14 protein-coding genes are annotated in these 14,613 nt (G+C 62.7%); 5 read left to right on the top strand and 9 right to left on the bottom strand.

From position 1 onward, the window contains the following. Positions 1-278 precede the first annotated feature (278 nt). A complete protein-coding gene (locus ACP5EL_RS06035) occupies positions 279-473 on the top strand; it encodes a DUF2281 domain-containing protein (protein ID WP_428401595.1) in 195 nt (64 codons plus the stop codon). Then, positions 458-790, top strand: coding sequence for a type II toxin-antitoxin system PemK/MazF family toxin (locus ACP5EL_RS06040; protein WP_428401597.1), 333 nt, complete (start codon positions 458-460; stop codon positions 788-790). Before ACP5EL_RS06035 ends, ACP5EL_RS06040 begins: the two co-directional genes overlap by 16 nt. A gap of 837 nt (positions 791-1,627) precedes the next feature. Here ACP5EL_RS06040 and ACP5EL_RS06045 read toward each other — a convergent pair. From ACP5EL_RS06045 to ACP5EL_RS06060, 4 genes are all read right to left on the bottom strand, one after another. Continuing rightward, entirely contained in the window at positions 1,628-2,893 is a 1,266-nt protein-coding gene (locus ACP5EL_RS06045) for an adenylosuccinate synthase (protein WP_428401598.1), read from the bottom strand. Positions 2,894-2,959: 66 nt separating this feature from the next. Then, positions 2,960-3,841, bottom strand: a complete 882-nt coding sequence (locus tag ACP5EL_RS06050; RefSeq protein WP_428401599.1) for a RimK family alpha-L-glutamate ligase — start codon at positions 3,839-3,841, stop codon at positions 2,960-2,962. Between the two features lie 31 nt (positions 3,842-3,872). Next, positions 3,873-4,229: a rhodanese-like domain-containing protein gene (locus ACP5EL_RS06055; RefSeq protein WP_428401600.1), complete on the bottom strand. Its 357-nt coding sequence runs from the start codon at positions 4,227-4,229 to the stop codon at positions 3,873-3,875. Positions 4,230-4,430: 201 nt separating this feature from the next. Next, a complete protein-coding gene (locus ACP5EL_RS06060) occupies positions 4,431-4,967 on the bottom strand; it encodes a hypothetical protein (RefSeq protein WP_428401601.1) in 537 nt (178 codons plus the stop codon). 200 nt (positions 4,968-5,167) lie between these two features. Between ACP5EL_RS06060 and thiL the strand changes: the two genes are divergently transcribed. Next, entirely contained in the window at positions 5,168-6,142 is a 975-nt protein-coding gene (thiL, locus tag ACP5EL_RS06065; RefSeq protein WP_428401602.1) for a thiamine-phosphate kinase, read from the top strand. 58 nt (positions 6,143-6,200) lie between these two features. Here thiL and moaA read toward each other — a convergent pair whose 3' ends face one another. Next, positions 6,201-7,109: a GTP 3',8-cyclase MoaA gene (gene moaA / locus ACP5EL_RS06070; protein WP_428401603.1), complete on the bottom strand. Its 909-nt coding sequence runs from the start codon at positions 7,107-7,109 to the stop codon at positions 6,201-6,203. Positions 7,110-7,202: 93 nt separating this feature from the next. Between moaA and ACP5EL_RS06075 the strand changes: the two genes are divergently transcribed. Continuing rightward, positions 7,203-8,564 carry a sodium:solute symporter family protein gene (locus ACP5EL_RS06075; protein ID WP_428401604.1) on the top strand — a complete coding sequence of 454 codons (1,362 nt, stop codon included), beginning with the start codon at positions 7,203-7,205 and terminating at the stop codon, positions 8,562-8,564. On the opposite strand, the gene ACP5EL_RS06080 is transcribed toward ACP5EL_RS06075, so the two are convergent. From ACP5EL_RS06080 to artA, 4 genes are read right to left on the bottom strand one after another with little or no spacing between them, the layout of a single operon-like run. Beyond that, complete coding sequence (locus ACP5EL_RS06080) at positions 8,537-8,866, bottom strand: dihydroneopterin aldolase family protein (RefSeq protein WP_428401605.1); 330 nt, start codon at positions 8,864-8,866, stop codon at positions 8,537-8,539. The genes ACP5EL_RS06075 and ACP5EL_RS06080 overlap by 28 nt on opposite strands. Beyond that, the gene (gene pssA, locus ACP5EL_RS06085; protein WP_428401606.1) at positions 8,824-9,513 is read right to left on the bottom strand and encodes a CDP-diacylglycerol--serine O-phosphatidyltransferase; all 690 of its coding nucleotides are present in this window, start codon (positions 9,511-9,513) and stop codon (positions 8,824-8,826) included. The genes ACP5EL_RS06080 and pssA overlap by 43 nt, the downstream gene beginning before the upstream one ends. After that, positions 9,510-10,067 (bottom strand): phosphatidylserine decarboxylase, encoded by a 558-nt coding sequence (locus ACP5EL_RS06090; protein WP_428401607.1) that lies wholly within the window; start codon positions 10,065-10,067, stop codon positions 9,510-9,512. The genes pssA and ACP5EL_RS06090 overlap by 4 nt, the downstream gene beginning before the upstream one ends. Positions 10,068-10,093: 26 nt before the next feature. Continuing rightward, positions 10,094-10,873 carry an archaeosortase A gene (artA, locus tag ACP5EL_RS06095; RefSeq protein WP_428401608.1) on the bottom strand — a complete coding sequence of 260 codons (780 nt, stop codon included), beginning with the start codon at positions 10,871-10,873 and terminating at the stop codon, positions 10,094-10,096. Between the two features lie 110 nt (positions 10,874-10,983). Here artA and ACP5EL_RS06100 point away from each other — a divergent pair, with 110 nt between their 5' ends. Then, on the top strand, positions 10,984-14,382 hold the full coding sequence (locus ACP5EL_RS06100) for a S8 family peptidase (protein ID WP_428401609.1): 3,399 nt from the start codon (positions 10,984-10,986) through the stop codon (positions 14,380-14,382). Positions 14,383-14,613: the final 231 nt, after the last annotated feature.

Consider the following 14,613-nt stretch of genomic DNA (forward strand, 5'->3'; position numbering starts at 1 on the left):
TCGCGCTCTGCTCGGGCGAGGGCTGCCTGGATGTACTCGGAGAACATAGCTGAAGGTCTACTTTGGCTCCGCGCCGATTTATATCCTTTTCCCGGCCCGGCAAAGTTTAAAATAATATCGGAAATATACTACTGCCGGCGGTGATCGCCCCCCCCGGCCCCGGCGATAGCCCGATCGACCCGACGGCCGGATGGCGACCCCCCCCGGAGGCTAAAAGCCGAAGGCCGTCGGGGATCGGAGAAAGTCTTTTACTGAAGGAGAATTATAAGTTCGCTGGCATGAAGACGAAGGAACTGATTCTCCGAGAGATAGAGGTCTTTCCCGAGCCTTATCTCAAGGAGGTCCTCGATTTCGTACGCTTTTTGAAGGACAAATCCTCCAAGAGGGGGATCGAGGAGGCAATTCTGAGCGAGCCCATTCTCGTCGAGGAGTGGCTAGCCCCCGAGGAGGATGAAGCTTGGGAAGATTTGTGAAGGGCGATGTCGTCGTTGTGCCCTTTCCGTTCTCCGATCTCGCCCAGGCCAAGAGGCGTCCTGCCCTGGTGGTTGCAGAGCTTGAAGGAGACGACAGGATCCTCTGTCAAATTACCAGCCGACACTTCAGGGACAGGTACGCGGTGGGGATAAGCGATGCCGACTTCGAAGAGGGGTCGCTCAAGAAAGAGAGCAACGTCAGGCCCAACCGGCTGTTCACCGCAGACAGCAGGATAATAATGTACCGCGCCGGACGTCTCAGAGCTGAAAAGGTCGGCGACGTCGTCGAGACGATAATCGGAATATTGAATAGTTAAAATACTATCTGAAATATATTCCCTGCGGCGAAGACCGCCCCGGCGGCCGTACTCACGGGGCGGTGAGATCAACCGGCTGCCACCTCGACACTCATCCATCCCCGCAGCCCTCCCGCCCGGCGCAGAAGCGCCGGGCGGCGCACTCAAGATAGGCCAGAAGATGGGAGAGCAGAGACCCGATCCCGCATCCCGGATCTGTCGGGCGAAGACGAGAGGGCGGACCGAGCGGCGGCGGTCGCGGTTCTCGAAGGCTTCCGCGCGCGTTTTTCCGTGAGGCGGAGAGAGAGCCGCCACAGATCGGCAGGGGAATCGATTTCATCCGCCAGCTTGCCGACGGAACGAGCGGCATCCACATTATCGAATAGTTAAAATAATCTCTAAAATATACTCCATGCGGCGGAGACCACCCGCGGGCTGGCCTTAGCTGCTGATGGTGATATCCGGCATTCCGCAGGCAGGCTGTGAAAAATTAAGAATTTTTAGCTTAGCATGTTGTGCAGAAAATCAAATCAAATACTCAATTATTGTAAATAATAATTTTATTTGAATATGTTAACACCGCATTAACAATCCAGTTTCTTATAAAAAAGCGCCCATTATATTCTAAGTCTTTATGGCGCTAGCCTGATCCGACCTTAATAATGCGTCGAATGATATCGATTCTCAAAAAATCGATAGCAGGAAAATTGGTGAGCGTTCAAACCGTTAATGCGAAATGCCGGTTAAACAATCAGATGGTTGGCAAACAGCCGCCCCAGTGCCGCGCCGCCGGTGGCATAATTTGATTAGAATAAAAATATGGCCAGGAAATTTGTAGGACGGGGAGGACTCCCGCCCTCACCCTCTTCTCACCGTCTGCTCCCTTCCGGGCCCGAGCGATACGATGGTGATCTTGACCCCCAGAAGCGCCTCGATCCTCTCCACGTAATCCTTGACCGCCTGAGGCAGCGCCTGGTAGGACTTCGCCCCGCTGATCTCCTCGGTCCAGCCTCCGATCTCCTCGTAGAGGGGCTGGCAGCGGGCGAACTCGACGGTGCTCTCCGGCGGGTAATCGAGGACCTCGCCGTCCAGCTCGTAGCCGGTGCAGATCTTGATCGGGTCCAGGCCACCCAGGACGTCGAGCTTGGTTAATGCGATCTCGGTGTAGCCGTTCAGGTACATCGACTTCTTCGCAAGAACCGCGTCAAACCAGCCGCACCTCCGGGGGCGGCCGGTGGTGGTCCCGAATTCTTTGCCTACCTTGGAGAGGTGAGCGCCGACCTCGTCTTCGAGCTCTGTGGGCATCGGCCCCTCGCCGACCCGGGTCATGTAGGCCTTGACGATCCCCACCACGCTATCGACCCTGGCGGGCCCGACGCCCAAGTTCGCACACGCGCTCCCGGCGGTGGTGAAAGACGAGGTGACGAACTTCTGGGTCCCGTGGATGACGTCCAGGAAGGCTCCCTGGGCCCCCTCCGCCAGGACCTTCTTGCCCTCGTCGAGGGCGAGGTTGATCTCGTAGGAGACGTCAGCGACCCTGGAGGCCAGAGCGCGGCCGATCTCCAGGTACTCGCCGATGAGGGCCGGGTCCCGGACCACCGAGGGGTCGCCGCCCAGGTCTGCGATCGCCTTCTCCCGCGCGGGTCCGATCTCATCGAGCTTCGCCTCCAGGAGAGCGGGGTCGGTCAGGTCCTTCATCTGGACCTCGTCCCGGCTGAACTTGTCGATGTAGGCGTAGCCGATCCCCCTCTTCGTCGTCCCGATCTTCTCCTTTCTCCCCTGCTCCCGCAGCTCGTCGAGGGCGATGTGGTAGGGCATGATGATGGAGGTCTTGGCGTCGATCCCCAGGTCGACTTTAATGCCCTCGGCCTCCAGCGCCTCGATCTCGCTCATGAGGACCTTGGGGTTGAGGACGACCCCGGGACCGATGAGAAGCCTCGCCCCGAAGACGACGCCGCTGGGGGTGAGGTGGAGCTTGTAGGTCTTATCCCCGACGATGACGGTGTGGCCCGCGTTGTCCCCGCCCTGGAACCGGACCACTATATCGTAATTCTCAGCCAGGAGATCGACCACCTTCCCCTTCCCTTCGTCCCCGAACTGAGAGCCTGTGAGTATGGTGAACATGATCTGCCCCTGAAGTTGCATTGTAGATAACCGTTCCCCTGACCGGCGATCCGGCTGACCCGAACCCTACACCTTCAGCCTTTCGAGGATGTGAGCCGCGATCATCTCGCCCGCATCGATCCCCCAGGCTTGGAATACTCCTCGGCCCGAGGGGGTCCCGTTCACCTCCAAAACCGCGAGCCCCTCGACCGTCTCGATCAGGTCGACCCCGCTGTAGACCGTCCCCACCGCCCCGTTAGCCCTCAGGGCCAGATCTTCCATCTCATCCCTTAGGGGGCACCTCTCGGGCGCGCCCCCCTGGGAGAGGTTGCTGATCCAGCTTCCCTGAGGTGCGACCCTGTAGATAGCTCCGGCCACCCTCTCTCCAACCACGAAGACCCTGATGTCCCGAGGCGTCGGCGCCGTCGATTCGAGAAACTCCTGGAGGTAGACGACCCCGCTTTTGGCGAGGATTTCTTGAAGAGGGCCCGGGTCGTCGGAGGTCAGGAGGAGAAGGTCCCGGCCCTTGTAGCCGAAGAGGGGCTTAGAGACCGCTCGGCCGTGCTCGGCGACGAACTCGGCGGCGGCAGAGAGGCTCGTGGTCACCAGGGTCCTGGGATGAGGTATCTCGGCCTGGTGGAGGGCGATGGAGGTGGCGAACTTGTTTGCCGCCCTCGATATCGCCGAGGGGGGGTTTACGATTGATAGGCCCAGCTCCTGGAGGGCGGAGAGGGCCTCGAACCGGAAGGCCACGTCGGCGGAGCCGCTCCTCCCCAGGTCCCTTACCACCAGGCCGTCGAGCTCCAGAAGATCGGTCCCATCTCCTCGCAGGCGGAGGTCGGGCCCGATTCTGGCGGCGAGCGAAGAGAAGTTCAGATAGACCGACTCTGCTCCCTGTCTCGAAAAGCCGTCTCTGATCGCCCTCGCAGTCCAGTCCTCGGGATCGGTGACCACAATTCCAAAGCGCATGAGGGGGTGGAGTCGGCCCGGCTATATCGGGCTATCGGCCTACTATTATGGGGAGGCCCTCTCGGTGCCACTGCCTGATCCCGCCGACCATGTTGACTAGGTCTTCAAAGCCGAGCTCCTCCATCATATCCGCCGCGTTCCTCGACCTGATCCCCACCAGGCAGTAGACCAGGTAGGTCTTCTCTCGATCGAGCCTCTCCAGCTCCGCCTCGAAGCCGGGCGAGTGGTAGTCGATGTTCACCGAGCCCTCGATCCTGCCCATCTCATACTCCCGCGGGGTCCGCACGTCCAGGATCACGAAGTCGGGATCGACCGCCCTCTCCCGGATCAGGAGGCTCGACCCTCTAGGGTCGAGGTCTCGAATCGAAGGTTTCAGAGGAGATGCCATTCAAGTAGCTCCAAGAGGAGAAGGCATCGTCCGATACTTGAAACCTTTTATCAAAATTTCAACTTCGCCCCGAAGATCGGGAATGAGCATAAGAAGTCGAAGATCGGTTGACGGAAAGCGGATGGAGGGTCGTGGTGAAGGAGCTCACCACGTCCGACCAGTCCCGTTCTCAAAAACTAGTTGGACGCTATCTTCTGAGGCTTACTCGTCCTCGGTATCTTCGACGACCGCGTCGCCCTCGACGACCTCGCCATTCTCAGTCTCGTCCTCGGTATCTTCGACGGCCGTGTCATCCTCGACGACCTCGCCATCCTCAGTCTCGTCCTCGGTATCTTCGACGACTGCGTTGTCCTCGACGACCTCGGTCTCCTCCTCGGCGAGCTCGAGGCGGTACTCCTGGGATCCCTGAAGGGTCACGGCCGCGATGCATCCGCTCTCGTCCATTATGGGGGTGCCGAAGACCTCGACCGAATCGCCGACGGAGACGTTCTCGTCGAAGGTTCCCCAGGGACCGGGGGTCGCCTGGAAGACGGTGACGTTGACGATCTCGCTGCAGAAGTTGTTCTCCTCATCGGAGGCCACCTCGACGGCCCAGAAGGTGGGAGCGCCGGGCATCTCGCCCACGAACAGCTCCGTCGCAACTCCGGTGAACTCGACCGTGGCGACCTCGTCTGCGATCTCCTCTTCGCTCATTCCATCTGCCAGTCCCATTCCCGCGGAGAGCAGGAAGACTGCCAATAACATTATCAGGCTTTTATACATTGCTGATTTTCCTCCCTGCGATGGTAGACTGCATCTCCAGTATAAAGATTTAATCTCTGTTTTATTCGACGAAGCGTTAAAATATCGGGTTAGGACCGTGCCGTACTGATGATGAACTCCTGAAGTAACAAGTCTTATGATATCGGAGAGGGGATAGGAGATACAGGCGGTGAGAGATGACCCGAAGATGCATTGATCTGGGGGAGCGGGGGCTGGTGGGAAGGATCACCGAGATCCTGGAGATCGGGGAGAGAGACGACTGCGCCCTGGCGGAGGACGGCGAGAGATATCTGGTCTGGACGACGGACATGCTCCACCGGAGGGCCGACTTTCCCGGGATCGCGACCCCCTGGCAGATCGGTTGGATGACCGTCGCGGTGAACTTAAGCGACGTGGCGGCGATGGGGGCCGTCCCTCTCGGCCTGCTGGTGGCCGCTGGAATCCCGCCGCAGACGGAGGTCTCCTTCGTCGAGGAGATCTTTCGAGGGATGAAGGGCTGCGCCTCTCGATTTGGGACGCGGGTCCTGGGCGGCGACATCGACTCTCACGACGAGCTGACCCTGGTGGGGACCGCCCTGGGCCGGGTCGAGAAGGAGCTCGTCCTCCGCCGGATGGGCGCAGTGCCCGGAGATCTCCTCTGCACGTCGGGGACCCTGGGGTCGGCGGGCGCTGGCCTCAGGGTCGCCCTGGCGGCGGAGGAGGGGGGGGAGGGGATCGGAGATCCCGGCCTCCGAGCCCTGACCAGGAGGCTTCTTGAGCCGAGCCCCAGGGTGAGAGAGGGGCGGGCCCTCGCCCTCTCACGGTCCGTCACCTCCATGATGGACAACAGCGACGGCCTCGCCCTATCCCTCTTCGACCTCTCGGAGGCGAGCGGCGTCGGCTTTCTGGTCCGGGAGGACGAGATCCCGGTCGATCCCCTGGTCGGCAGGGTGGCCGAGGATGATGACGACGCCCTCGACCTCGCCCTCACCGCCGGAGGCGACTTCGAGCTGGTCTTCACCGTGAGGCCGGAGAGGATCGATGAGGCGAGGCAGGCCTGCGAACTCACCGTCATAGGAGAAGTTCTGGAGGAGAGGGTGATGGTGATCGAGTCCGATGCGGAAATAAGGGCGCTGGAGCCGCGGGGCTACCAGCACATGATGAGGCTTTGAAGTCTGAAGCCCTGAAGAGCGACGCCAGCGGAGAAGCCCTTCGGCTCCGAAGGGCCGGTCATCGGTAGGGCTTCCGACCTTCGCAGAAGTAGGGGCTTCGAAGGAGGGTGGCCCGCTCGATCAGCCTCTTCGTCTCCTCTCGATCGGCGGAGTTGAGGTCGACCAGGTTGTCGTTTCGGAGGAGGCAGGGCTTCAGCTTTCCGTCGGAGGTGACCCGGAGCCGGCTGCAGTTCGCGCAGAACTCGGTGTTGTCGATCGGCCTGACCACCTCCACCTCGGCGCCGTCGATGAAGTACTTCCGCCTCCGGTGAAGATCTCGCGTGACGATCCTCTCCGCCCGGCCCTCAAGCACCTCCTCGATCCGGGAGAGGTCCCCGCCGATGCCGCGACCCTGGAGGTCCAGAAGCTCGATCAGCTGGAGGATGACCCCTCGATCCCTGGCATAGTTCACCATATCCCAGACCTCTCCCTCATTCTCCTTCAGGACCACCATGTTCACCTTGACCGGAACGAGCCCCGCCTCGACGGCGGCCTCTATCCCCTCCAAGACTCTGTGATGGTCGGCCTCGGTCCCACCGGTGATCTGGGAGTAGACCAGGGGGTCGAGGGAGTCGAGGCTGACGTTGACCCTGTCCAGGCCCGCCTCGGCCAGAGATTGAGCCCTCCCGACGAGGTGAGTCCCGTTGGTGGTGAGAGAGATCTCCAGGTTTTCAGGCAGCCTCTCCAGTATCGATTCGAGGTCGGCCCGCATCAGCGGCTCGCCTCCGGTGAGCTTTATCCGTTTCACGCCGAGGTCGACCCCGGCCCAGATCACGTTCACGATCTCGTCATCAGATATCTCGCGCCGTCCGGAAAGGCCCGTCTCCTCGCCCTCGCGGTGGCAGTAGAGGCAGCTCAGATTGCACCGGGAGGTGATCGCTATCCTCAGGCCTGTCACCTTCCGGCCGAAGGGGTCTGCCAGAGTCATCGGGCGCATATCGAGGCTGATAGTATTTAGAGCTTGGATACGAGGGCCCTGATATGAGAAGGCTTATCATCTCGTAAACCTTCGATGCCCAACATGGTTGACGATACGTGCCTGACGGGGCTCGTGCTGATCGCATACCTCTTGGCCATGATGGCCGTCGGGGCCAAAGCTGCGAGCCGCTCGGGCGGCCTGGAGAGCTTCTTTCTTGCCGGAAGGGGCCTGAGACCGGCCCTCCTCACCGCCACCCTCACCGCCACCATCCTGGGGGCCTCCTCCACCCTGGGGATGGCCGGCCTCGGCTTCAGCGAGGGGATGACGGGAGCCTGGTGGCTCATATCCGGGACGTCAGGCCTCCTCATCCTATCGTTCTTCCTGGCTGAGAGGGTGAGGGCCGCGGGCTGCTACACACTCCCGGAGCTGATGGGCGAAGAGTACGACCAGCGGGTCAGGCTCGCAGCCTCGGCCCTCATCCTCGTCTCCTGGATCGGGGTCGTGGCGGCCCAGATCGTCGCCTCGGGAAAGCTTCTGGCCGTCCTCTTCGGCCCCGGCCAGGAGGTCTTCATGATCGCCTCGGCCGCCGTCTTCGTCGCCTACACCGCTCTCGGCGGCCAGAGGTCGATCGTGAAGACCGACGCGCTGCAGCTTTTGATCCTCCTGGCCGGGCTCGCCGTCGTCTCGGCTAGGGCCTTCTCCCTCGTCGGCCCCGAGATCCTGGCGGAGGCGAGCTTTCCGACCTCTGCTGCCAGGGGCGGGACCGACGTCCTGGGCCTCGTTCTGGTGGTGGGGTCGACCTATCTCGCGGGTCCGGACATCTACTCCCGGCTCCTCTCGGCCGAGAGGCCCAGGACGGCGAGGCTCTCCGCCCTGGCCGCAGCCCTCCTCCTCCTCCCCCTCGCCTTCGTCATAACCGGGCTTGGGATCGCCGCCCGGCACCTCTTTCCCGGGATCGGCCCCGAGGAGGCCCTCCCCGTCCTCATGGCCGAGATCCTCTCGCCCGCCGGAGAGGGGCTCGTCGCCGCAGCCCTCCTCTCTGCCCTCATCTCCTCGGCGGACACCACCCTCCTCACGGCGACATCGATCTTCGCCCTCGACCTCTACAGGGCCAGGAGACCCGGGGCGGGAGAGAGGGAGATGATGGGGATCTCAAGGGGCGGGACGGTGCTGATAGGAGGCCTCGCCCTCCTCTCTGCCCTCCGCCTGCCCGAGATCACGGCATCCCTCCTCTCGGCCTACACCGTCTTCGCGGGAGGGCTGATCGTCCCCCTTCTGGCGGGGTTCTGGAGAGAGCAGCTCCGGCTCACCCCCGAGGGTGCCCTCGCCGCCCTCCTGGGTGGAGGCGGGGCCGCTCTCCTCTTCGGCGAGAGATGGCCCCTTCTGGGGATGGTGGTGAGCGGAGTCCTCCTATTTTCGGTGAGCAGGCTTCTCCCTCAGTCCAGAAGGCTCATCAGAGGATAGTTCATTTCGGGGTCGTACTCGAGCTTCGCCCTCACCCTCGCCCCCTCATAATCGATCTCCACCTCGGCTCTGATCATCTTTCCCGCCAGCTCGCCGTACCCGAAAAAGTTTCTCGCCAGCATATCCCGGTCGATCTCCACCGAGACGGATCGCACGTGAGGCTGCAGGGAGATGCTCTCTCTCATCGCCGTCTCCAAGCTCTCCGCCGTCTCCGTCGATACCGGCGAGCCCACGAACTGGTGGTAGATCGCCCCCAGCTTTATCCCCGCCTCGAAGGCGGCAGTCTCCCTCTTCGTCGGCATATCTCGATCACCAATGGTGAGGTGAGATATCCGGCCAGGGCTAAAAATACGATCCCCGCCGATAGGCGAAGATCTCCCTGGTGCCAGGCCGCCGCGGCGGCCGCCCCCACCGCCAGAACCGGGGGCACGAACCTCGGGTCTCTGAGCTTGGGATACGGGATCGTGCTGATCATCAAAAAAGACATCGAGACCATCAGAAAGGCCGTGAGCAGAGGGCCGTCCAGAAAGATGCTGGCGGCAACGAAGGCCCCCGCCCCGGGGATGGGCATACCCTGAAACTCGCCGTTCTTCTTTGCCGTCACGTTGAACCGGGCGAGCCGGAGGATCCCGCAGGCAAGGTAAAATGGGCCCAAGATCGAAAAAGCAGATCCGAAACCAGAACCGAAGGCCGACCAGGCCAGATAGGCCGGAGCCGCCCCGAAGGATACGACGTCCGCCAGGGAGTCGATCTGGACCCCCAGAGGTCCGTCTCCCAGCCTCCGGGCGAGAAGGCCGTCCAGGCCGTCGGCGGCCATGGCCAGGAGGATCAGCGCCGCCGACGCGGCAAGCCTCCCCTCCGCCGCAGCGAGGATGGAGCCGAAGCCGAGAGAAGCGTTGAGTATGGATGCCCCGTCGGGGAGCCGGACGAGCCCTATGATGCCGGTCATCTCTCCTTCACCGCAACCACCGTCTCTCCGGCTCGCACCTCGTCTCCTTCCGCCACCCTGAGGCCGTAGCTGGGAGGGACGGAAAACTCCACCCTGCTCCCAAACCTGATCATACCTATCCTCTGCCCCCCCTCCACGAACTCGCCGGGCCGGACGTAGCAGACGATCCTCCTCACCAGAACCCCGGTGATCTGGGTCATCCGGACCATCCCCTCAGGGGTGTCGAGGACTATCAGGTTCCGCTCGTTCTTCGACGCCGACCGAAAGAAGGCGGGCCGGTGGCCTCCGTCCGAGTGCTCGATCCTGGCCACCCTCCCCTCCAGAGGAGACCTGTTGACGTGGACGTTGAAAGGGTTCATGAATATGGCCACCTTCTCAGAGGACGCCTCCACCACCAGTCCGTCGGCGGGAGAGATCATCCCCTCGCCCTGGGGAACCCGTTCGGGGTCCCGATGAAAGAAGACCATGAAGGCCGAGAGGACGAGGGCCGCCCCCGATAGCAGCTCCATCCCGAGGCCCAAAAAGAGGACCGCGGCCAGGAGGGGCCCTCCCACCCAGGGGCCGGAGCTTCTCGCAAGCTTCAGGCCGGCTCACCTCCGCCCCGTCTCAGATCGGTGGCCAGCTCGTCGATCATCTCTAGAAGCTCCGGCAGGAGCATGAAGACGACGTAGGCTATGGCGAAGAGGGCGACGGCAGACCCGGCTTTGGCGATGACGTGGTGGGCGAGGTAAAAGCTGCTCTCTCCAAACCACTCCTCCCCGTAGGCCATCACCACGAAGATGTTTCGGAAGAGGTTCAGGGCGTATATCACCGGGACGGAGGCGAGGAGGGCCGCCACCTTTCTTTTGAGGGGTGCCCGGACCGAGAGGACCACTCCTGCGAAGAGGGCCATGCTCTCGATGGCGGTGCAGGGGAGGATGATCTGGACGGAGTGGCCGTAAAGGGTGATGAAGCCTCCGCCGGTCGCGATCGCCGGAACGCCGAAGGAGTTCAGGAGGGCGAGGGTGAGCTCGGCGGTCCCGCCGATCAGCCATTCCCTGAGGGGCGCGATCTCGGCGAAGGGGAAGTAGGCGAAGCCGCCTATCGCCACCGCCGATCCTGCCCAGTAGCAGGAGCGAGAGTGGCATCTCCTGGCGAGGATGATCCAGGAGAGGTAGAAGGAGAAGAGGGCCACCGCCAGGGTGAGGCCGACGTTGAAATGGTCGCCGATGGCCAGGTAATGGGCAGGCTGTTTCAGCCAGTGGACCCCGAAGAGCGCCCAGCCCAGGCCCGAAAGGGCCCGCCGACCCGAGAGGGCCGAGGCCAGAAGGAGGAGAAGGGCGATCCAGAGGATGTTGGCGGCCAGCCAGCTGATGATCATCGCGGATAGAAAATCCACAGGTTTATTTAGCATTATCTACCAAACGGGGAATCTGATACGCTTCGGCCCTTTTGACCGGCCGATGGCGTCCAGTGGGAGTGGTTAGACTTATGGACGCAGATAGATGGAGACCGATCTTGGTGATCGGCCTTTTGCTCGTCCTGACGGCGGCATCCTCATCGGCTGAGCAGGAGATCTCAACAGATCTCGTCGGGTCGATGGATGCGGCCTTTGATCTGATTATCGAGGACGAGCCCGGAGAGGATATGCCCGTGATCGTGATCTTCGAAGACGGGGCGAGAAGAGATCTTGAGGGGCTGAGGGTGACGCGCACCTATTCCATCATAAACGGGGTCAGCGGATATGCCAGCAGGTCGGCCCTTCGGGAGCTGGCCGACGACCCGGCTGTTTTGGGGGTTTACCCCGACGGATCTGTGACCGTGGCCCAGCCCGATAACCTCACCGCCGGCGAGGAGACCTTCTGCGCCGCGGACAGAGTGAACGCGAGGCCCCTGTGGGACCGGGGGATAAACGGCTCCGGTGTGCTGGTGGCGGTGCTGGACTCGGGGATCGACGAGAACCACCCTGACCTGGCCGGCAAGGTGGTGGGGGAGATCAACTTCGTCGACTCTGAGAGGACGACCGACGACCTCCTCGGCCACGGGACCGCCGTGGCCGGGCTCATTGCGGGCTCGGGGACCGCCTCCGGCGGAGAGTACGTGGGGGTGGCTCCCGGGGCCGGGCTTCTGAACGTGAGGGTCATCGACAGCCAGGGCTCGGGCGCGATCTCCGATATCATAGCCGGGATCGACTGGGCAGTCGAGAACGGCGCCGACGTCCTGACCATGAGCCTCGGAGGGCTCAACCTCGGCGAGAGCAACCCCCCCATATCGATGGCTGCAGACAACGCCATGGACGCGGGGACCGTCGTCTGCGTGGCCGCGGGAAACCTGGACGAGAGGCTTCTCTTATTGATGCTCGTCGCCTCCTCGGTCTGTCTCGGATGCGTCGAGTCTCCCGGGGACGGGGTCAAGGTGATCACCGTGGGGGCGACCGACTGCGACGACCGGATCGCCGCCTTCAGCGGGTCGGGCCCCCTCCGGGACGGCAGGAACAAACCGACCCTGGTGGCCCCGGGGGTGAACGTCGTCTCGACGGTGCCCACGACCGTCGAGATCGAGGGGAAGATCGACAACTATTACGCTGCGGCCTCGGGGACGAGCCTCTCGACCCCGGTGGTGGCGGGGGTCGCGGCGCTGCTGATCCAGGCGGAGCCGGACCTCACCCCCGCGGGGGTTAAGGCGGCCCTGACCAGGGGCGCCGTGAAGCTGAATAACAGCCAGAACGAGGAGTATGAGGCCTACTACCAGGGGGCGGGCCTCCTGGACGCGGAGAGATCTTTCGATCTTCTTGACGAGGGTCGGCTCTGCAGCGCCCTTCCGGACCGCTGGTCTGCGGGCAGGTGGGTCTACGGAGACTTCTGGATAACCGGAGAGGAAACCGTATACGGGAGCCTCGATACCGGTGCCGATCGGTTCCAGAAGAAGATGTACGCCCTCGCACCCGGGGACGTGGATTGGAACTCCCGGTTACTCTTCTTCACCGACCGGGGGCTCTCGAACGTCACCACCACGGCATCGGGTCCAACTGCCGGATGGATTGAGATCCAGCCCCTGCCCGGAGAGATCCCGGCCAACGGCCAGAGGGTCTTCGGGGTGGCGGTCAGCGTGCCGGAGGGCGCCGAGCCCGGCCGGTACGGCGGCTCGATCGACGTATCCGAGAACGGGAGCGGGATCCTCACCATCCCCACAACGATCGAGGTGGCAGAGCCGATGGAGATGACGGAAGGGCGGGGCTCGGCCGTGGGGTCGCTCGCTGAGGGCGAATGGGACTACCGCTACGTCGACGTTCCGACCAGCACCGACGAGCTGAAGTGCTCCTTATCGTGGGAGGGCGAGCACGACCTGGACCTCTTCCTCCTCTCTCCCACCAGCGAGTACCAGCCCGCCAGCCAGGATGGAACGGTGGAGACGGTCTCGGTGAAGACCCCTCCTACGGGCAAGTGGCTGGTGGCGACCCACGCGAGGAATATAACTGGAGAGGCCGATTACGTCATTGAGGTGGAGAGGACACTGCTCGCGAGCACGCCCAAAAGGTGGTCCGTCGGCTTGGCGGGTCCGGGCGAGACGAAGGAGGCCGCCTTCAGCCTCAGAAACGGCGGTCCGGCCCTCGCCAACGTCACCTATGTGGGGATGATGGAGAAGGTCGAGAAGGAGGTCTGGACCGACTCGATCGGGGACAAGGTGATCTGGGCGGTGCCGATAGAGGTTCCGGCGAACGTCACCCGGCTCGGGGTGAGGCTCAGCTGGGACGATCCCGAGAGCGACCTCGCCCTCCTCCTCTTCAACGAGAACGGAAGGCCGGTGGACGTCTCCTACGGGGGAGAGGTCGCGGAGGTGGTGGGGGCCACCAGCCCCGCTCCTGGAGTCTGGAGCGCGATAGTATACGGGTATCACGTGACCACGAAGGCGAGAGAGCCCTTCGAGCTGGAGGCGACCTTCTACGTCCAGGAGAGCTGGTCGTGGGTCTCGGCGACGGGGCCCGAGCGGCTCGACTCCGGGACTGAAGGTACGGTCAACGCTGCGGTCACCGTACCCTCCAACGCATCGAGCAGAGGGCTGGAGGGGTACATCCAGGTCCGGTCCGACGAGGATCGGTTCACCATCCCCGTCAGCCTCACCGTGGCGGGGGCGTCCCTCACCGGAGAGAGCACGACGGAGCTGATCGACGAAGACGGAGACGGCCTCTACGAGGAGCTCTGTGTCGGGGTGGGGATCGACGTCACCGCCCCCGGCGAGTATCGGGTCGAGGGGAGCCTCCTGGACGGGAACGGCTCTGCGATAGGCTGGCTCGGCAGCACGGAGCAGCTCTCCGACGACGGGTCGATAGAGATCTGCGTCAAGGGGAGCGATATCCAGAGCAGGGGCAGATGCGGCCCTCTGCGCCTTGAGAACCTCTTCCTCTACAGCGGCGAGGGGGATATCGTCGATCGGTACGAGGGGAACATAACCATCCTGAAGTGTCCCGAGGACTTCCAGCCCCAATCGGCCCGGTTCACCGGCGAGTTCTCCGATCTGACGCGCAACTCGACTGCTGAAGGTGGGGAGAAGCCCGACTCGATCGTCATCGGGGTCGAGGTCGCCGTCCAGATCCCGGGATCTTACCAGGTTGCAGGAAGGCTCGTCGACGACGACGGATTTGAGATCGAGAGGAGGGAGGTGGCCACCTCCCTGGACGAGGGTGCCCAGATGGTATATCTCTCCTTCAACCCCATCAAGTTCATCATGAAGCAGACCCCCTCCCGGCTCCACCTGACCGACCTCACCCTAAGCAAGGATGGGGAGGTGATCGAGCTGAGGGAGGAGGCCTTCTCGACGGAGGGGTACAGTCCCGGGGATTTCACCACAGCAAAGAGGCCCTACGTCATATCCTCTCCTGCGGCGAGGTGAAGGGGGGTGGGGCGGGAGATGCGATCGGCGGTCTCCTTTGAGGTGGGGCCGGTCTGTCCCGCCATTCTTCACCATCTATCCCCCCTTTTCTCACTCCTTTTCAATCCCCTTCTCTCCACCTTCTCTGAGGATCTGCAACGACCTGATAAATAATTTCAGTACAGCATGGATAATACTTTAGGACTTACGCAGTTGACGGAAGATTTTTAGATGATTCGGTCCATCCAAATA

The sequence above is a fragment of the Methanocrinis sp. genome (assembly GCF_049974945.1).
Lineage (GTDB): Archaea > Halobacteriota > Methanosarcinia > Methanotrichales > Methanotrichaceae > Methanocrinis.